Genomic DNA, 18556 nt, shown 5'->3' on the forward strand with positions numbered 1-18556 from the left:
GTGTGAAGATGCTCTTAGGATTGGACGTAAGGGCGCAGATAAAGGATATATTTGACAAGGAGTTTAAGGAGCCTGTTAGCATCAAGGTGTTCTCTCAGGCTATAGGGTGTGACAGCTGTCAGACTACCGAGGAGCTCGTGAAAGAGCTCGCAGAGGTTGCAGGCGAGGACAGGATAAAGTACGAAGTTCACTCCCCAGTCCTTGAGAAGGAGCTCGCAGAGCAATACGGTGTTGACAGGATACCCACCATAGTAATTGAGGGCGACAAGGACTACGGGATAAGGTACATAGGTCTTCCCGCAGGGCTTGAGTTCAGCACCCTGGTTCAGGGGATAATACAGGTGTCCAAGAGAGAGCCAAACCTCTCGGAGAAGACGCTTGAGCTCATCAAGGACGTTGACATACCCATAGAGATAATGGTTTTTGTCACGACCTCCTGCGGATACTGCCCTGCCGCCGCGGTTATGGCTTACAACTTCGCCCTCGCAAGCGACTACATAACGGCGAAGGTGGTGGACGCTTCGGAGAACCAGGACTTGGCGGAGAAGTTTCAGGTTGTAGGTGTTCCCAAGGTGGTCATAAACAACGGCGTGGCTGAATTTGTGGGCGCACAACCCGAGAACGCCTTCCTCGGTTATATAATAGCTACCTACGAAAAACTCAAGAAGGAAGGCGTGCAGTGATAGAGCTTGAAAGGAAGCCCCTGGTAGAGTTCGTAGCGCCCGTCGTTGAGGTAAGGGAGGAGACCCCTACCACAAAGACCCTCGTCTTTGATATATCGGGTCAGGACTTTGACTTCTACCCCGGTCAGTACGTCATGCTAAAGGTTCCCTATCCGTCCACAGGCGAGGAGCTGAAACGAGCCTACTCCATAGCCTCAAGCCCCTTGCAGAGGGACAGACTTGAGCTAACGGTAAGGAGAAAGGAAGGGGGTAAGGCTTCGGTGATACTTACGACGGAAGTGAAAGAGGGCGACAGGTTTTACATAAAGGGTCCCTACGGGAAGTTCTACTGGACTGAAGGTCTCTCCACAAGGGTAGTCCTACTGGGGGCGGGCAGCGGTGTGGTTCCCCTGATGTGTATACTCAGGTATATAAGGGACAAAGAACTACACAACGTCAAGGCTACCATGCTCGTGTCCTACACTTCCTACGAAGAGATAATATACAGAAAGGAGCTTGAAGAGCTCGCAAAGCACTCAAACATAAAGGTCAGGATCACCCTCACGAGAAACGCACCAGAAGACTGGAAAGGGTACAGGGGAAGGATAAACGCGGACATGGTTCTCAGCGAGATTGAAGACCTCCCGGCAAACCTCTACTACCTTTGTGGTCCCCCAACCTTCGTTGAAGACATGAAGGCTCTCCTAACGGAGCTCGGTGTTGATAGGAAGCAGATAAAGACGGAGAAGTACGACTAAAGGAGGGACTCAAGGAGTTCAAGGTTCCTCAGCGCCCTTAAGGCTGAACCCTCTCTCCTCCTACCTTTGAGGAAGTCGTCCACCATCTCCCTGAGCTTGTCACCTTCTTTCTTCTTTAAAACCTTGCCGCCGTAAGCTATCTCCTCCTTCAGGAGGTCCATAACCACCTCCCCCTGGGAGGTCTTTACCGTCCACTTCCTAACGACGTCACCCTTATACTCCCACGCTACCCTCAACTTGAAGGGGACGCCGCCCGCGCGTCCGGTCAGTTCCCAAACCTCGCCCTCGCTGAAGTTTTCAAGCTCAAGCCCACCGAAGAGGTACTGCAGTATGTACATATCGTGCCAGGCGAGGTCCCACAGGGGGTTTATGTATCCCCTACCCCTGTTGAGTCTCTCTATGTGTATACTCTCAATCTCCAGATCCCTTGGGAAGTTCTTTACGGGAAAGGAGTACAGCTCTATCTCGGACACCTCAAGTCCCTCGTTCTGGGCTATCTGTCTGAACTGGGTGCTCGTCTTCGCTGGAGGCTTCTCAAGGAGCACGGGTATTCCCTTCTCAAGGAACTCTCCAGCTATCTCAACGTGATGTTCCGGGTTGACGGCAACTATCGCCCTCTTTATATCCTCCTTTATATCCCCGAAGTGGCAATAAAAGGGGTACTTCTTGACGTTCTTGTAGGGATCAACATCACAGAGAACTGGGAGCTCCTCAAGCTCCTCTAACTTGGCGAGGTACTTCATACCCATGTTGCCGAGACCAACGAGGAGAACGTGCATGCTTTTACCTCATGCCGGAGGCGGGAGTCGAACCCGCACGCCCTTGCGGGCAAAGGATTTTGAGTCCCCCGCGTCTGCCAGTTCCGCCACTCCGGCTCAGCAATAAATTATAGCCCACAGCCTTGAAGGAGCCTTTCGTATAAGTAAATTCTAATATGCTGATACAGTTGGGAGGCTCAAAATTGAGATTGAATGTAAATTTCCTTTATAATTTTCTAACGATGAGAAAATTTGTCGTTCTGCTCTTAACAGCCCTCGGACTATTCAGCTTCTCACAGGAGAGGGACTTCAACACACCGGAACGAGCCCTTAAAGCTTTGTTCCCCGGGGCAGAGGTTGAGGTCAGGAACATAGTAATAACCAAAGACCAAAGGGACAGGATAGAGAAGATTGCAAAAGTTCCCCTTGAGACCCGATTAATATCGGTATACCTGGTGAAGAAGGAGGGGAAGGTCATAGCTTACGGCTACGTGGACGTTCACAGGGTCAGAACCCACAACGAGAGCGTGCTGTTCGTTGTAAATCCCAAGGGAGAGATAGAGCTCATTGAGGTTCTCTCCTTCAACGAACCCCTTGAGTACATGGCTGACGAAAACTGGTTGAACCTCTTTAAGGGTAAATCCCTGGACAGGGATGCCCTCAGGCTGAGGAGGGACATACCAAACATGACGGGAGCTACCCTTACAGCAAGGGCTATAACCAAGGCGGCACGCAGGGCTTTAGCCGTCTGGAAAGTGCTCTTTGAAGGTAAAGAGCGATGAGGTTTTTCATCTCGTCAAACATAAAGAACAATGCCCCCCTTTACATAACTGTCGTCTTCTTCCTGCTGTCCTCCCTGCTTTACTGGGTTCTGAGCTGGCTGCTTTACCACTTCAAGTTCGGGCTCACCTATGAGAAGATGTACACTTACTTCTTCACGGACGTCAAGTTTCCCGAAAGGCTTCCCCTCGGACAACTTTACGAGGACATACACATACAGCTCTTCCTGCACGTTACCTTCATACTCGTACTCTCCTCCATATTCATACACAAGTGCATAAGGGACAGGGTTAAGTACACCCTTATACTTATCTCCTTCCTCTCGGGAGTGCTTGAGCTTCTGTCGGGGCTCCTGGTTTACTACCTGTCCCCCGCTTTCATATACGTGAAGCTCATGCTTTTCTATGCCTTTCAGATATCAACGGGAGCTATGCTTCTTCTCGCCCTGAAGCTCTATCTGTCCAAGGAAAAGGAGGAGCCTCCTGAGCGCTCAGTCCTCTATTCCCTGGTATTCATATTCTCTCTCTCCACGCTGCTCTTCACCTTCGTGAATTTTTTTTTATTCGTTAACAAGATCGGTATAACGCCCGGTAGCGTGGCAGAGTACTACCTCGGTTCTCCGGAAAAGTTCCTCAGACCAAAGACCCTCAGCGGCTTGCTGAGCGTTGTTACCCCTCACCTGATAACTATGGGTATATACCTCTTCACCCTGGTTCACTTCGTCTTCTTCACGAGCGCTAAGAGAAAGATCATGCTCAGCTCCCTTACGATGACCCTCGCACTGCTGGACAACTTCGGCGGTGTATTCATAAGGTTCTTAGACCCCTCCTTTGCCTACCTGAAACTTCTGTCCTTCCTGGGGCTCAGCTTTATGATGGTTTATCTGCCTACACTGATAATGGTCTCAATACTGAAGCACAGGGCGAAGACGATAATACTTCTCTAAGAGAGTCCCTCCTCCTTCTTTGCCACTTCCAGCATCCTCAGGAGCTCTTCTCTTGATGTGCCTCCGTAGGTTCTCCTTCTGTCGGCGACCTTTTCAGGACTGAAGAGCTCCATCACGTCTTCCTCAAAGAGCTCCGAGAAGTTTTTGAGCTCCTTCAGGGTCATATCCTCAAGCCTCTTACCCTTCTCTAAAAGGTAGGCTACTATCGCCCCTGCTATGTGGTGGGCTTTCCTGAAGGGCACACCCTTCTCCACCAGATAGTTGGCTACATCCGTTATAAGAACGAAGTTGCCCGCGTTGGCATACATCCTGTCCTTTCTAAGGCTGAGACCCTCTATAACCTTCCTCATACCGAAGAGGGATCCCCTTAGCGTCCTCGTACTGTCAAAGAGGGGCTCTTTATCCTCTTGAAGGTCTCTGTTGTAAGCGGTGGGTAAACCCTTGAGGGTTGTGAGTATGGAGAGGTGGTTGCCATAGAGCCTCCCGGTCTTTCCCCTTATAAGCTCAAGAACGTCGGGGTTCTTCTTCTGGGGCATGATGGAGCTTCCCGTGCAGAGTTTGTCCGGCAAGTCCACGTAACCGAACTCTTCAGAAGACCAAACTATCAGGTCTTCAGCGAGACGGGAGAGGTGCATACCCGTCAGGGCACAGGCGAAGAGGTACTCCGCTATGAAGTCCCTGTCAGCGGTGGCGTATATAGAATTCCTTACGAGCCTGTTGAAGCCCAAAAGCCCGGCTGTGTAATGTCTGTCAAGGGGAAAATCAACGCCGGCGACAGCTCCGCTTCCAAGGGGAAGCTCATCAACCCTCCTGTAACAGTCCAGAAATCTCTCCGTATCTTTCAGGAAGGCTTCCCTGAAGGCTAAAAAGTAGTGTGCAAGCCTTATGGGCTGTGCCCTCTGGAGGTGGGTATAGGCGGGGAGGATAACATCAAGGCTGTTCTCGGCAGAGTGAACGAGAGCTTTCCTGAGCTCCTTCAGGAGGCTGACTATGTCCTCTATAGCCTCCTTCAGCCAGAGCCTCTCGTCCGTGGTAACCTGGTCGTTCCTTGACCTGCCCGTGTGGAGCTTACCTCCCACATCACCTACTCTCTTGGTTAGCTCAAACTCTACGTTCATGTGGACATCTTCAAGTTCCCTCTTCCACTCAAACTTACCTTCCCTTATATCTCTCTCTATCTCCTTAAGCCCTTCTACGAGCTTTTTAGCTTCTTCATCGGAGAGCACACCTGCCTTATGAAGGGTTCTCACGTGGGCTATGTCCTGCTCTATATCCCTAAGGGCAAGCTCCCTGTCAAAGCTCACCGACTCGGTGAACTCCTCAACGAACTCGTCCGTCTCCTCGGAGAACCTTCCAGACCAGGGCTTTTCCATAGGGGAAATTTTAACCCACTGTATATCCTGAGCCTGCGGGCTTTATATAAAAACCCTGTTTGAAAAAACTCTCCTTGCTGCTATATTATCCTTTCATGAAAGTCAGGCTCAAGGTCTTCAGATACAATCCGGACGACGGGCGTAAAGGTTACGATACCTTTGAGGTGGATTACGAGGAGGGAATGACCTTCCTGACTGTGTTCCACAGGATAAAGGAAAACCATGATCCCTCACTGACCTTCAGACACTTCTGCAGGGCAGGAATATGCGGGACGTGCACCGTATTCATAAACGGTTTTCCTAAGCTCGCCTGCAAGGAACAGGTTCTCCCCTACGTGCTCACCGGTGAGGAGATAGTGGTTGAGCCCATGGAGAAGTTCCCCTTAATAAAAGACCTCGCGGTTGACCAGGGGGATGTGGTGGACAGGATGAAGAGCTTCCACACATGGATAGATAACTACAAGGACGACGTTAGGATTCCTCCGGAGGTGAGCAAGCGGATTGAGAAGGCGGCAGACTGTATACTCTGCTGTGCGTGCCAGTCTTACTGCCCACAGGTTCTTGAGGAGGACTACGCCGGACCGCTCTTCTTTGCCAAACTCTATCGCTTCCTTGAAGACCCGAGGGACGGAAACAGGGAGTTCAGATTGAAGGAGGCTCTCGTTGACGGGCATCTCTACCACTGCCTCTCCTGCGACAAGTGCAACTCCTCCTGTCCCAAGGAGGTTGAGCCCGCGACCCTGATAAGAGAGCTCATGACCTATATTAAAGAGCATGGCAAAGCAAAGTGTTAGATACGTATGCCAGTCCTGCGGATACCAATCGGTAAAGTGGAAGGGTAGGTGTCCTTCCTGTGGAGAATGGAACAGCTTCGTTGAAGAACTCGTTGAGAGAGGAAAGATCCTCCGGGTGTCCACTCAGGCTAAGGTTTTATCCATAGACAGCTGGGATGAGGACTCCGGTGAAAGGAGAAGTACTGGTTTTGAAAACCTTGATGTGGCACTGGGAGGTGGACTCGTCCCGGGACAGGTAGTCCTCATAGCGGGAGAGCCAGGGATAGGGAAGTCAACCCTACTCCTTCAGGTATCGGAAAGATACACTAGGTACGGAAAAGTCCTCTACGTATCGGGTGAAGAGTCTGGTTCTCAGATAGCTGTAAGGGGCAGGAGGCTCGGGATATCAAGCCAGAAGATACTCTTGTATCCGGAGACTCTTTTTGAAAACGTCCTTGAGGTGCTTGAGCAGGAAGAGCCCAGCCTGCTGGTCATAGACTCCATACAGACCCTTTACTCGGAGAAGCTGGAATCATCTGCAGGTTCCGTTTCCCAGGTCAGGGAGGTAACCTTCAGGCTCGCAGAGGTGTGCAAGGAGAAGGGAGTTCCCTGCTTCATAGTTGGGCAGATAACCAAAGAGGGAGCGATAGCAGGTCCTAAGGTTCTTGAGCACATAGTTGACACCGTGCTTCAGTTTGAAGGTGAGAGATACAACTTCTATAGGGTCGTTAAGGTTGTCAAGAACAGGTTCGGTTCTACGGGTGAGGTTGCGGTCTTCAGGATGGGGGACTTCGGTCTTGAAGAGGTGCCCGAGCCCTCAGCCTTCTTCATAGGTGAGAGGGTTAACTCGCCCGGAAGCGTGGTGTTCCCCCACACGGAGGGAAGCAAACCGATACTCCTTGAGGTTCAGGCTCTCGTCCTACCGGCTCTATATACAACTCCTCAGAGGAAGACCCAGGGCTTTGACGTGAACAGACTCTCCCTCCTTCTTGCCATCCTCGAGAAGGAGGCTAACGTCTTCACCCGGGACTCGGACGTGTTCGTGAACGTGGCGGGAGGTCTATCCGTAAAGGAACCCGCTGCAGACCTTGCGGTGGCACTCGCCATAGCCTCCTCAAAGAAGGACAAGACCATACCCGAGGACACGGTCATATTCGGCGAGCTGGGACTCTCCGGCGAGGTCAGGGCTGTCCACTTCGGGGACGTCAGGCTGAGGGAAGCCCAGAAGTTTGGCTTCAAAAGGGCTATCGTACCCTCAAGTATAAGCATGGAGGTGGAGGGTGTTGAGGTGGTGCCCGTCTCAAACCTCAGAGAGGCTGTTGAGGCACTCCTGTGAGATTTAGGTTTATATTTATTTCCCATGAAGATACTCGTCGTTGACAACTACGATTCCTTCACCTACAACCTCGTCCAGTATCTCGGTTCCCTCGGGGCTGAGCTCACCGTAAAAAGAAACGACAAAGTCTCTATAAAAGAAGTGGAGGAGATGAACCCGGACGGGATACTCATATCTCCCGGTCCCTGCACGCCGGCGGAAGCTGGCGTATCCGTTGAGATCGTGAAAAATTTCTATAAAAGGACGCCCATACTGGGCGTGTGTTTAGGACATCAGTCCATAGGCGTCGCCTTCGGTGGGAAGATCGTAAGGGCTAAGAGACTTATGCACGGCAAGGTATCCCAGATATACCACACCGGAGAAGGCGTGTTCAAGGACATACCAAGTCCCTTCACGGCGGTCAGGTACCACTCCCTCGTAATTGAACGCGAGAGCCTGCCGGAGGTTCTAAAGCTGACCGCCTGGTCTGAAGACGAGGAGATAATGGGCGTCCAGCACAGGGATTACCCCGTTTACGGCGTCCAGTTTCACCCCGAGTCCGTCCTGTCGGAGCACGGAATGGACATACTCAGGAACTTCCTTGAGCTCTGCTCCGTTAGAGTGTAAACCTTTCAACGTTGTATATCTCAAAGACCTCTCTGTGTTTCAATAGCCCGAGGGCTTCCCTGTAAATTATCAGGAACCGTCTCTGCCTTAGAGCCTCCTCCCGGAGCTCCCAGAACCTCTTTCTCAAACGGACGGAGAGCCGTATGGATAGCTTGGGTGTCCCCCTTGACCTTTCAATCCTCTTCCTAAGGTAGCCTACAGCTCTCACTATCCTTTCCATCTCCCCCATACACCTCTCTATCTTCTCCCCGTATCCTCCTCCTATGCCCGCTATCTCCCTCAGGAGTTCCTCATCAAGCTCTGACTTGTCCAGCATCAAGAGTATCTTCTGTTAACGGACGTCCATCGTCAAGATAGAATAGAGTTTAGTGTGGAAAGGGGTCTGGTAGTTGAGAGGGTGGCACAGCTTATAAGGGTTTACGTCCCCGATAGGGACAGGGACTTCAGGGGTATTCCCAGGGGAAGGGTAACCAAGAAGACCAAGATATACGCAGGTGACAGGGTGGTCGGTAATGTGGTTGATGGGGAGACCTTCGCAATAGAGGACATAGAGAGAAGAAAAAACGTCCTGATAAGACCTCCCGTGGCAAATGTGGACAGGGTTATATGCGTTATGACCCTTCGCAGACCGGACTTTGACAACTATCTGCTGGACAGTCTGCTCGTAGTTTACGACCACGTGGGGTGTGAGCCAGTTATAGTCTTCAACAAGATTGACCTTCTCACAGCACGGGACAGGGAGGAGCTCAACAGATGGAGCGACATATACACCTCGGCTAACTACGAAGTCGTCCATGTGAGCGCAGAGACAGGTGAGGGGCTGGACAGGATAGTTGAGCTTGTCAGGGGAGAGATATGTATCCTCGCTGGACCCTCGGGAGCCGGCAAAAGCTCTATCCTCAAACGTCTAACCGGTGAGGAGCTCAGGACTGGGGAGGTGAGCGAGAAGACGGAGAGGGGAAGGCACACGACCACGGGTGTAAAGCTGATACCCCTGGGCAACGGGGCATTTATAGGAGATTCGCCCGGCTTCTCAAGGGTTGAGGCTCTCCAGTTCGTCAGGAAGAGGGAAGTCAAGAACTACTTCAGGGAGTTTCTCAGGCACGAGTGCAGGTACCCGGACTGTATGCACCTGAGGGAACCGGGTTGTGGTGTTAAGAAAGCCCTTAAAAGAGGGGAGATAAGTTGCGAAAGGTATAAGAGCTACCTGAAGATGCTGAAGGAATACCTTGAAGAGCTGAAGGAGTTATGTGGTTAGATTATAGAAGGGGTGAAGCATGGAGGTAAAACTCAGCTCTTTCATTTTCAAAAGGCAGAACGTCAGGGACGGTGCGGGCGATATAGCCTTTTACAAGGTATGGATTGACAAGTGGGAGGAGGACAGGGAGCCCGTAAGTCCGAGCAGTCTTGTACTACACCTCGTCGCCAACTACTCACCAGAGGTGGAGGAAAAGCTCCTCGGTAACAGGAGGGGATTGCTTGAGCTACCCATAGACATGCTCGTGTCAAGGTCTGTTATAGACGTCCTGAATGGAACCAAGTTCATACTGAACCTGACGCTCCCCAGAAAGGCTTTGACCTCAAAACACGTGAACGCCCTGAAGGAACTCTTCAACCACTACCAGGAGGAGGGCTTCCTCTTTGCCATGCACAGCAAGCTCATATCAAGCCACAGGGAAGTATTCGGTCTCTTCTCCGAGTACATAACCTACGTATATTCGGAGGAGGAGCCCATCAACCTTGAGGGAAAGCTCACCATAGGTTGCTCGGACAGTGCGACCTCAGCAGAGTTTGACTTCTTCTGTGAGGGGGAGTACGAGGACGTTCTGGTGATCAACTCCCTCAAGCACATGCAGGCTGCCGTATCCAAGCTTATATCCATGCTGTCCGAGGACGCCTCCGTGGACTCCCTCGCCGAGACCATAAAGGGAGACCCAGCCCTCGTCACCAAACTCCTCCAGTACGTAAACTCTCCCCTCTTTCCCCACAGGAAGGAGATAGAGTCCATAAGGAACGCCATAAACTACCTCGGACTGGAAAACCTTAAGAAGTTTCTGATAGCGGTCTGGATGTCCCAGTTTTTCGGTCAGGACCCCAGCTTCATAGAGTTCGTCAAGAAGATGTTGACCAACGCTTTCCTCCTTGAGAGCTTCTCCAAGAACATACCGAACGTGCCCAAGGACAAGCTCTTTCTCTTAGGTCTCTTTTATCAGATGCCTTCTGCCTTCGGTGTGAGACCGGAGGTCTTCTTCAACTCAATTCAATTGCCCGAAGAGATAACAGAGCTTTACAAGGAAGAGAGCCTTCAGCCCTACCTGAAGCTGATTGACATGCTTGAGAGTGAAGAGCTTGAGGGGTTCATCAAGGGGCTCGGTCTGAGCAGGGAAGAGCTTGAGGAACATTTAAATTACGCCGAAGAAAGTGTAAACACGTTCATGTCTTAAGAGCCAACCGTGCTCAGCAGGTTTTCAATCTGCTCCAGACTGCCTAAGACTATAAGCCTGTCCCCCGCGAGGAGCTTCGTCTTACGGGGTGGGTTTATTATGAAGTGCCCTTCCCTGACCACGGCAAGGAGCGTTCCGAAGACTTCCTCGTTGTAAAACTCTCCCAGCGTTCTGCCCGAGACTGGGGAGCCCTCCGGCACCTCAACCGAGTCCAGCATGAAGGGAGCCTTCTCTGAGAGGAGAACGTCTGCGATGAAGCTGGACACGTCCGGCTTTATAACTGAGATGGCTATAGATCTGCCGCTCATACTCTCAGGAGTGTAGGTGTGGTTTGCCCCAGCCTTTCTGAGCTTCTCTTCGTTCTCCGGCTTCACAGCCCTTGAGGATATGAAGATGTCTGGGTTCATGCTGCGGGCTGTGACCACTATGAACATGTTCTCGCTGTCGGAAGAAGTGTTAACGAGTAACCTCCTCGCCTCCCTTACCTTGGCAAGCTCAAGGACTTCCTCTTCCTTGGCGTCGCCCTCTATCACGGGAACGTGGGGGAAGACCTCCTTGAAGTGTTTTATCCTCTCTTCATCGCTCTCTATGACCACGATCCTTTCTCCGAAGCTCTGGAGAGTCTCCGCTATGGCGAGTCCCGTTCTACCGAGACCTACCACGACCGTGTGATCACGCATCTTCTCAAGCATCTTAATTAACCTCCTGTACCTGAGTATCTCAACGAGCTTTCCCTCGGCTATCAGGTAAGCGAGCTGGGAGGCGACGTATACGAAAAACCCCGTCTGAAAGACTATGATATCCATAAGGTAGGCTCTCCCCAGCTGGCTAACCTCGTTTATCTCTGCAAACCCAACGGTGGACACCGTTATAACTATCTGGTATAGGGCTTCAAAGAAAGACCAGCCTTCCATCTGGGCGAATATCACGCTGGAGGCGACGAGCACCCCCACATACAGGGCTGAGAGCTTCCACACCCTCCTGACGAATTCCTGTGTCTCCTTGTACATGACAGTTATATTTTTATATCGGCATGGAATGCTGTCCTTTATGCGGATACCCCCTTGAGATCGTAGAGTGCTGTGGAGGAGGCATATGGAGGTGCGACAGGTGCGGGGAGTACTTTTACTACGGAGAGCTCATAGAGCAAACTCCTCCCCGGGAGAGCGAAGGAGCATCTCCCGAAGAACAGCCTTCAACTCCTCCCCAAGAATGACGACCCTGTATACAGCGTCCGTTATCGGTGCGTAAATCCCCTCCCTATCAACGAGCTCCCTGAGGGCTTCAACGGTTTTGGCACCCTCAACCACCTGTCCTATCTTTTTAAGGGCTTCCTCCGGAGATAGTCCCCTGCCGAGCAGGAGTCCAAAGGTTCTGTTCCTTGAAAGGTCTGAGGTTGAGGTGAGTATAAGGTCTCCAGCCCCCGAGAGACCGAAGAAGGTCTCCCTGTTCGCTCCGAGTCTTACCCCTATGCGGGTCATCTCAACGAGCCCCCTCGTTATGAGGGCTGCACGGGCGTTGTAACCGAAGCCGAGCCCGTCCGATATGCCACAGGCTATCGCTATGACGTTCTTAAGGGCTCCGCCCAGCTCAACGCCAACTATGTCCGGGTTTATATAGACCCTGAAGTTTTCACCGTTTATAGCCCTTTGAAGCTCCCGAGCCCCTTCCTCATCGCTCTCGTAAGCCAGAACGACGGCGGTGGGCAGTCCCCTTGATACCTCCTCTGCAAAGGATGGTCCCGAGAGGGCAAAGACATCACACCTAGGTTCAAGCTCCCTTATTATCTCCGACACCCTCTTGAAGGTCTTTAGCTCTATACCCTTTGAGGCGTTCACGACCCTCTTACCCTTCAGGTCAAGCTTGGAAAATACCTCCCTTACGTTCTGGGTTGGAAGGGCACATATCAGGTTCTCAAATAGACCGAGCTCCGAAAGCTCGGTGGTAGCCTTCACCAAACCGGGAACCTCCACACCCTCCGTATAGGGATGCCTTCCCCTGTTTATCTCCTCAACAGCCTTATCGTTTCTGTCGTAGATGAGAACCTCGTTCCCGAGACGTCCGAGGTGAACTCCGAGCGCCGCTCCCCAGCGCCCGCCGCCAACGATAGCAAACCTCATCTTTTAAGGATTATACTATTGAAACAAATATGTTAAAGAGCGCCGTTGAAGAGCTTCTCTACTGGGTTATCTCAATACTCATAAACCTCATAATGCTCTCCCTCCTCGCTACGGTGTTCATAGTCAAGGTGAAGGAGACGCCAGAGATATATCCCCTCAGGGTCGTGGACATAAGGGAGCTTGAGGTTAAGAAGCCCAAGAGACAGCGTTCCGTGGTAAAGGCTAAGTCCACAGCAAAGAAGACGGTCTCAAAGACGAGGAAGGGAACGGCTGCCAAGAGGAAGGTGGGTGCAACGGTTACCAAAGCCCACGAGAAGGGAGACGTGAAAGTTCCAGTCCAGAAGGAAGAGGACGTGTCAATCCTCGCAGCCCTTGAGAAGAAGATAGAGAGCAGGCTGAAGAGAGAGAAGACCCAGAAGAAGGAGGTGGGTTCTCTGTCCGCGGTAGTCACGGGTAAGGAGGTAAAGATAAAAGGGGGAACGAGGAGCATAGTATACACACCTCCGGTTCCAGAGCTCGTATCCACGGAGTTTCCCAGCGGTGTCAGGGTTAGGATATGGGTGGCACCGGACGGAAGGGTAACCAAAGCTCTCCTGCTCCAGAGGAGCGGAAATGTTAATATAGATAATACTTTACTCACCTACGTGAGAGGTATAAGGTTTGAGAAGGTTGAGGACGAGGAGATACAGGTGGGAGAGATAACCTTCAGCTTCCGAGGAGGTTGATTTGGAATGGGTATAGGCAAGATGGTAAGACTTGAAAGGATAATGAACAGATCCACGAGGAGGACTATCATCGTCCCCATGGATCACGGGGTCAGCTCTGGACCCATAGAGGGTATAAAGGACATAAAGGGAGCTATTGACAGGGTCGCCGAAGGTGGAGCAAACGCCGTTGTCCTGCACAAGGGTATGGTCAGGGCTGGACACAGGGGCGGTGGAAGGGACATAGGTTTGATAGTTCACCTTTCCGCCTCAACAGACCTATCGCCCTCCAAGAACGACAAGGTGCTCGTCTGCTCCGTTGAGGAGGCCATCAGACTCGGGGCGGATGCCGTCTCCATTCACGTAAACATAGGTGCGGATATGGAGAGGGAGATGCTCAGGGACTTCGGTGTTGTCTCAAGGGCGTGTGAGGAGTGGCAGATACCCCTTCTCGCCATGGTCTACGGAAGGGGACCCAAGATAGAGAACCAGTATGACCCCAAGGTCGTCGCTCACTGTGCGAGGATAGGTGCTGAGCTCGGAGCGGATATAGTCAAGGTGCCCTACTCGGGAGACCCTGAGAGCTTCAGCTTAGCTACGGAGGGCTCACCCATACCGGTGGTGATAGCAGGGGGTCCCAAAATGAAGTCCGAAAAGGACGTCCTTGAGATGGTTCACGGAGCTATCAAGGCAGGCGCGTCGGGGCTCTCCATAGGCAGGAACATATTCCAGGCTAAGGATCCAGCCCTTATGGTCAGGGCTATGGCAAAGATAGTTCACGAGTGCGGAACGGTTGAGGAAGCCCTGAAAGTACTCGGGCAGGCATAATTTCCTTTTCAATACATCCTAAGGAGGTAATAAATGGGTCTTCTTGAGGGAAAGAAAGCCTTGATCACTGGGATAGCCAACGACAGGAGCATAGCCTACGGTATAGCCAAGTCCTTTCACAGAGAGGGGGCTGAACTCGCCTTCACCTACGCCAACGACAAGCTCAGGAAGAGGGTTGAGGAGGTAGCACGGGAGTTCGGAAGCGACCTGACGGTAAAGTGTGACGTGTCCTTAGACGAAGACATAACCTCCCTGAAGGAGTTTCTCCAGGACAGGTGGGGAGAGCTTGACATACTCGTCCACTCCATAGCCTTCGCCCCTAAGGATGAGTTCAAGGCGGGCGTTGTGGACACGAGCAGGGAGGGTTTCAAGATAGCCATGGACATATCCGTATACTCCCTCATAGCCATGACGCGTGAACTCCTTCCGTTGATGGAGGGCAAGGAGGGAGCCATAGTGACCCTCTCTTACTACGGCGCCGAGAAGGTGGTGCCCCACTATAACGTCATGGGGATAGCCAAAGCTGCCCTTGAGAGCACGGTGCGATACCTCGCCTACGACATAGCCAAGCATGGACACAGGATAAACGCCATATCCGCAGGACCCGTAAAAACCCTCGCCGCTTACAGCATAACAGGTTTTCACCTCCTTATGGAGCACACCACGAAGGTAAATCCCTTCGGAAGGGCTATAACCATAGAGGACGTCGGCGACACCGCCGTTTACCTCTGCAGCGACTGGTCAAGGGGCGTTACCGGAGAGGTTATTCACGTGGACAATGGCTACCACATAATGGGTGTGTTCGGCAAAGAAGAGGAAGAGAAGGGGTGACCAATGCACCTCAAGCCCACGAACGTCCCCCTGACGGTTAAAAGCTTTGACTCCCAAAGGTGTGGTATATGCTTCGGCTGCGGATGTTACTGCGGCTACATAGCCTACCTGAAGGATAAAGAGCTCGTAGACCTCTACGGACACCCTCACGATCCGAACGGCATAGGTAGCCTGTGTACCAAGGGGCTCAGTCTGATACAGGGAGCTTCCACAAACCCCCTGAGAGTTCTCAAGCCCTTACTTTGCACCGGAGATGAGTTCCGTGAGATAGACGCCGAAGGCGTTCTCAGGTGGAAGGAAGAAAACCTAAGGGGGAGGGTCGGCGTATTTCTGGATAGACACACAGACCTTAGGGACCTGTCCGCCGCAAACGCTCTGACGGAGCGTGTGTACTCGGACTCGGTCTACGTCCCTTTCAGACCTACAACGTTAAGACCCCAGGAGTGGCGTGAGCAAAGGGTCATACTCGCCCTTGAGTGCGAGACGGTGTTCTCGGAGGTCATGGCTACACGCTGGCTCGTTGACGCCTTTGAGCGCTCCGCCTACATAGTGGCGGTCTCTTCCAGGTACGGGACGACCTCGGCTAAAGCGAGCAGAAGGATACTGGTGAAACCTCCTATGGTGGTCAGGTTCCTTGAAGACCTCGCAAGCGTGATTGAAGGTGAAAATCCGGAAACGCCCTTCAAAGATGAGATTGAGAAGCTTGCGAAGAGCTTTTCCCTGGTAAAGGAGTCCCTTATACTCGTTGGAGAGACGCTCCTGAGGAGCGTGTGGAAGGGAAACGTACTCAACGCCCTGAGGAGGATAAGGAAGAAGCTTAGGGTGAACTACGCCCTCGTCGGAAACCTGTCACCTATAAAGACCCTGAGCATGGAAGACTTCCTGAAGGACCTTGAGGGACTGGACAGCCTCGTTCTGACGGGCAACCCAGCTATGTTTATGGGGGAAGACAAGCTCAGAGTTTTAAGGAGCAAAAGGGCTCTACACCTTACCCTCTTCCCCAACCTCACCGCCAACAGCTCGGAGCTCGTCGTACCCGCGAAACTATTCAGTGAGAGAGAGTTTTTGGCTTACAAGAACGGCTTCGGTCTGGTGGCTAAATCTCCCAAGGTGATGGAGGCTCCCGAGGACAGCTTCGCCCTCCACGAACTGCTCGGTGGAGGAGAAACCAAGGAGCTGCTGGAGGCTATCGGTATTGAGGCGGAAGGACTTGAGGCCGCCGAAGGCGGTGCCGATATAGAGATGCCTCTTATAGAGGAACTTGATGAGGAGTGGGAAGTTCGTGACACCGATGATGGAGGGTTCTACCTCGTGTGTGACAACACCCTCGTTGACGAGCTCGGGCACTGGAACGTCTGGACTCACGACATAGAGAGGGAGCAGTTAGCCTACATGAACGCAAAAACTGCAGAGAAGCTCTCCATAGGGGAGGGGGTTGAGATAGGCGAGGCTAAGCTGAAGGTCAAGAGAAACAGCAACGTGGCAGATGACGTAATATTCGTGCCATCCTCCTACGAGGAGAGCCAGCCCTTCAACCCGGGAGTAAGGCCGGGCAGGCTTCTGAAGAACCCTTCCTTGAGAGTGGAAGACTACGGTTAAAATAATAAACACCCGGAGGTAAAGAGATGAACATTGAGTTCAGAGGCGTTGACGTCCAGATAACCGACGCTATGAGGAGCTTCATTGAAGGGAAGCTCAGGAGATTCCACAGGTACCTGAAAGAGGCTGGAGAAGACCAGGTTGAGGTCATAGTTTCCATATCGGCTGTGCGTTCAAGGCATAAGGACTTCGCCGGCGACAGCAAGCCCATAGTCTACCGTGTTGATATGCACATGTACCTGAAGAACGTGCCCCACGGCTCCATACACGCCTGGGAGGAGGACACGGACGTCTTTACAGCCCTTGACCAGGTCTTGGACGAGATAGAGAGACAGCTCATAAAGCTCAAGCAGAGGAGGTTGGAGCAGAGGCGGGTCTCCGCAAAGATAAAGGAGCAGATGCACACGCCGGAGCCCGTGGCTCCAGAGGAGAGGGAGAAGCCCCTGGTGGTTGAGGAGGAGCTCGTCCTTGACAAGCCCATGAGTGTTGAGGACGCCATGTTTGAACTTGATCAGAACCACGCCTTCTTCCTGCCCTTTATAGACATAGAGACGGGTAACCTGAGGATAATCTACCGCAAGAAGGGAGGCAACTTCGGGCTAATAAACACGAAGTGTAAGCTCCTTTAGGAGAGGGTATGGATTACAGGTTTGAGTTCCTAAAGTACAGGTTTATATCCTACGGTGTCTCTTTCCTGCTGATACTTGCAAGTCTATTCCTGCTGTACCACAAGGGGCTGAATCTCGGGCTTGACTTCACCGGGGGTAAGGTCATAGAGGTGAGGTTTGAGAAGAGCCCGCCCATAGGTGAGCTAAGGAAGGCGGTGAAGGAGGCTGGCATTGAGTCCTTCTTAGTCCAGGAGACAAAGGAGGGCACTTACATAATAAAGGTCAGGGAAGGGGAGAACTTCAATGCTGTGAAGAAGGCTATAGAAAAGTTCGGGAAGTACGAGCTCATAAGGGAAGAGAGGATAGGCAGCGTTATAAGCGAGGAGTTGAGAGAAAAGGCTATCCTTGCAATACTGACAGCCCTCGGGGGAATACTGCTCTACTTAGCCTTCAGGTTCCAGCCAGTCTGGGGTGTGGGTGCCCTGCTCGCGCTCGTTCACGACGTCCTCATAGTCGTGGGGGCTTACTCCCTGACCTACAGGGAGGTGAACCTTGAGGTGGTCTCGGCGCTCCTGATAGTGGCCGGTTATTCGGTGGCGGACACGGTAGTCATATTTGACAGGATAAGGGAGAACCTGAGGATAAGGAAGACCCTTCCCCTTCAAGAGGTTATGGATCTGTCCATAAACCAGACCCTCTCAAGGACGATAATGACATCCCTGACAACCTTCGCAACGGCTGCGGTACTCTTCTTCCTCGGGGGCTACGCTCTCTCCAACATAATGTTCGCCTTCGTGGTGGGTGTGGTGGTCGGAACCTTCTCCTCCGTCTTCGTAGCCAGCTCCTTCGTCCTTGATATGAGCAGGTTCGTCAAGATTAAGAGGGAAGACACCCAAGAAGAGACCGCCTGATGGATTACTTGGCTGTTTTCCTCTTGGGACTCGTCTTGGGGAGCTTTTACAACGTCGTCATATACCGACTGCCGCGAAACGTATCCGTGGTATTCCCCAACTCCCACTGCCCGGAGTGTAAGGAGAAGATAAGGTGGTATGACAACATACCCCTCGTCTCCTACCTGATACTCAGAGGCAGATGTAGAAACTGCGGTGCAAGGATATCAGTTCAGTACCCTCTCGTTGAGTTGAGCTCCGGACTGCTCGCCCTTTACTCCTACCACAAATTCGGGCTCAGCGTAGAAGCCTTTGTTTACTACGCATTCTTCTCCGCCCTGCTCGTGGTATCCCTGATAGACCTAAAGTTCTTCATACTTCCAGACGTGATAACCGTCCCCGGGATAGTCCTCGGGCTCGGGGTCTCCCTCTTGCGTTCCGACATAAACTTCATTCAAAGTCTTGTAGGCGCAGCCGTAGGCTTCTCCATACCGTTTCTCATATACATCTATTACGTAAGGGTGAGGAAGATGGAAGGGC

At 52.2% G+C, this 18556-nt stretch carries 21 protein-coding genes and 1 tRNA gene; 16 read left to right on the top strand and 6 right to left on the bottom strand.

Going from position 1 to position 18556, the window contains the following annotated elements; genetic code table 11:
* Positions 1-8 precede the first annotated feature (8 nt).
* On the top strand, positions 9-683 hold the full coding sequence (locus HG1285_RS08095; RefSeq protein WP_008287757.1) for a thioredoxin family protein: 675 nt from the start codon (positions 9-11) through the stop codon (positions 681-683).
* Positions 680-1420, top strand: a complete 741-nt coding sequence (locus HG1285_RS08090) for a ferredoxin reductase (RefSeq protein WP_008287758.1) — start codon at positions 680-682, stop codon at positions 1418-1420. Before HG1285_RS08095 ends, HG1285_RS08090 begins: the two co-directional genes overlap by 4 nt.
* Here the strand turns inward: HG1285_RS08090 and HG1285_RS08085 are convergent.
* Positions 1417-2199, bottom strand: a complete 783-nt coding sequence (locus HG1285_RS08085; protein ID WP_008287759.1) for a Gfo/Idh/MocA family oxidoreductase — start codon at positions 2197-2199, stop codon at positions 1417-1419. The genes HG1285_RS08090 and HG1285_RS08085 overlap by 4 nt on opposite strands.
* A 12-nt stretch (positions 2200-2211) precedes the next feature.
* Positions 2212-2295 (bottom strand) — tRNA-Leu (locus HG1285_RS08080).
* A gap of 125 nt (positions 2296-2420) precedes the next feature.
* Between HG1285_RS08080 and HG1285_RS08075 the strand changes: the two genes are divergently transcribed.
* Positions 2421-2960 (top strand): FMN-binding protein, encoded by a 540-nt coding sequence (locus HG1285_RS08075; protein WP_008287760.1) that lies wholly within the window; start codon positions 2421-2423, stop codon positions 2958-2960.
* On the top strand, positions 2957-3904 hold the full coding sequence (locus HG1285_RS08070) for a hypothetical protein (RefSeq protein WP_008287761.1): 948 nt from the start codon (positions 2957-2959) through the stop codon (positions 3902-3904). The genes HG1285_RS08075 and HG1285_RS08070 overlap by 4 nt, the downstream gene beginning before the upstream one ends.
* Here HG1285_RS08070 and argH read toward each other — a convergent pair.
* Entirely contained in the window at positions 3901-5277 is a 1377-nt protein-coding gene (argH, locus tag HG1285_RS08065) for an argininosuccinate lyase (protein ID WP_008287762.1), read from the bottom strand. The two genes, HG1285_RS08070 and argH, sit on opposite strands and share 4 nt — an antisense overlap.
* A 95-nt stretch (positions 5278-5372) precedes the next feature.
* Between argH and HG1285_RS08060 the strand changes: the two genes are divergently transcribed.
* From HG1285_RS08060 to HG1285_RS08050, 3 genes are read left to right on the top strand one after another with little or no spacing between them, the layout of a single operon-like run.
* Positions 5373-6071 carry a succinate dehydrogenase/fumarate reductase iron-sulfur subunit gene (locus HG1285_RS08060; RefSeq protein ID WP_008287763.1) on the top strand — a complete coding sequence of 233 codons (699 nt, stop codon included), beginning with the start codon at positions 5373-5375 and terminating at the stop codon, positions 6069-6071.
* Positions 6052-7386, top strand: a complete 1335-nt coding sequence (gene radA / locus HG1285_RS08055) for a DNA repair protein RadA (protein WP_008287764.1) — start codon at positions 6052-6054, stop codon at positions 7384-7386. Before HG1285_RS08060 ends, radA begins: the two co-directional genes overlap by 20 nt.
* A 24-nt stretch (positions 7387-7410) precedes the next feature.
* Positions 7411-7992: an aminodeoxychorismate/anthranilate synthase component II gene (locus tag HG1285_RS08050; protein WP_008287765.1), complete on the top strand. Its 582-nt coding sequence runs from the start codon at positions 7411-7413 to the stop codon at positions 7990-7992.
* Here HG1285_RS08050 and HG1285_RS08045 read toward each other — a convergent pair.
* A complete protein-coding gene (locus tag HG1285_RS08045) occupies positions 7982-8308 on the bottom strand; it encodes a hypothetical protein (protein WP_008287766.1) in 327 nt (108 codons plus the stop codon). The two genes, HG1285_RS08050 and HG1285_RS08045, sit on opposite strands and share 11 nt — an antisense overlap.
* A gap of 54 nt (positions 8309-8362) precedes the next feature.
* On the opposite strand from HG1285_RS08045, the gene rsgA reads away from it, so the two are divergent.
* Together rsgA and HG1285_RS08035 are read left to right on the top strand one after the other, a co-directional pair.
* Positions 8363-9250 (top strand): ribosome small subunit-dependent GTPase A, encoded by an 888-nt coding sequence (rsgA, locus tag HG1285_RS08040; protein ID WP_008287767.1) that lies wholly within the window; start codon positions 8363-8365, stop codon positions 9248-9250.
* 19 nt (positions 9251-9269) lie between these two features.
* Positions 9270-10436: an HDOD domain-containing protein gene (locus HG1285_RS08035; RefSeq protein WP_008287768.1), complete on the top strand. Its 1167-nt coding sequence runs from the start codon at positions 9270-9272 to the stop codon at positions 10434-10436.
* On the opposite strand, the gene HG1285_RS08030 is transcribed toward HG1285_RS08035, so the two are convergent.
* Both HG1285_RS08030 and HG1285_RS08025 read right to left on the bottom strand, forming a co-directional pair.
* Positions 10433-11446 carry a potassium channel protein gene (locus HG1285_RS08030; protein ID WP_008287769.1) on the bottom strand — a complete coding sequence of 338 codons (1014 nt, stop codon included), beginning with the start codon at positions 11444-11446 and terminating at the stop codon, positions 10433-10435. The two genes, HG1285_RS08035 and HG1285_RS08030, sit on opposite strands and share 4 nt — an antisense overlap.
* Before the next feature lie 129 nt (positions 11447-11575).
* On the bottom strand, positions 11576-12556 hold the full coding sequence (locus HG1285_RS08025; protein ID WP_008287771.1) for an NAD(P)H-dependent glycerol-3-phosphate dehydrogenase: 981 nt from the start codon (positions 12554-12556) through the stop codon (positions 11576-11578).
* A 29-nt stretch (positions 12557-12585) separates the two neighbouring features.
* On the opposite strand from HG1285_RS08025, the gene HG1285_RS08020 reads away from it, so the two are divergent.
* The 7 genes from HG1285_RS08020 to HG1285_RS07990 form a co-directional block, all read left to right on the top strand.
* Entirely contained in the window at positions 12586-13281 is a 696-nt protein-coding gene (locus HG1285_RS08020; RefSeq protein ID WP_008287772.1) for an energy transducer TonB, read from the top strand.
* 6 nt (positions 13282-13287) lie between these two features.
* Positions 13288-14088, top strand: a complete 801-nt coding sequence (locus HG1285_RS08015) for a 2-amino-3,7-dideoxy-D-threo-hept-6-ulosonate synthase (RefSeq protein ID WP_008287773.1) — start codon at positions 13288-13290, stop codon at positions 14086-14088.
* 33 nt (positions 14089-14121) lie between these two features.
* The gene (locus HG1285_RS08010; protein WP_008287774.1) at positions 14122-14919 is read left to right on the top strand and encodes an enoyl-ACP reductase; all 798 of its coding nucleotides are present in this window, start codon (positions 14122-14124) and stop codon (positions 14917-14919) included.
* 3 nt (positions 14920-14922) lie between these two features.
* The gene (locus tag HG1285_RS08005) at positions 14923-16518 is read left to right on the top strand and encodes a hypothetical protein (protein WP_008287775.1); all 1596 of its coding nucleotides are present in this window, start codon (positions 14923-14925) and stop codon (positions 16516-16518) included.
* Between the two features lie 26 nt (positions 16519-16544).
* Positions 16545-17147 (top strand): ribosome-associated translation inhibitor RaiA, encoded by a 603-nt coding sequence (gene raiA / locus HG1285_RS08000; protein ID WP_008287776.1) that lies wholly within the window; start codon positions 16545-16547, stop codon positions 17145-17147.
* Positions 17148-17155: 8 nt separating this feature from the next.
* Entirely contained in the window at positions 17156-18037 is an 882-nt protein-coding gene (secF, locus tag HG1285_RS07995) for a protein translocase subunit SecF (protein ID WP_008287777.1), read from the top strand.
* The coding region (locus HG1285_RS07990; RefSeq protein WP_008287778.1) for a prepilin peptidase at positions 18037-18556 on the top strand (520 nt) is incomplete at its 3' end. The genes secF and HG1285_RS07990, both read left to right, overlap by 1 nt.

The organism is Hydrogenivirga sp. 128-5-R1-1 (assembly GCF_000171895.1).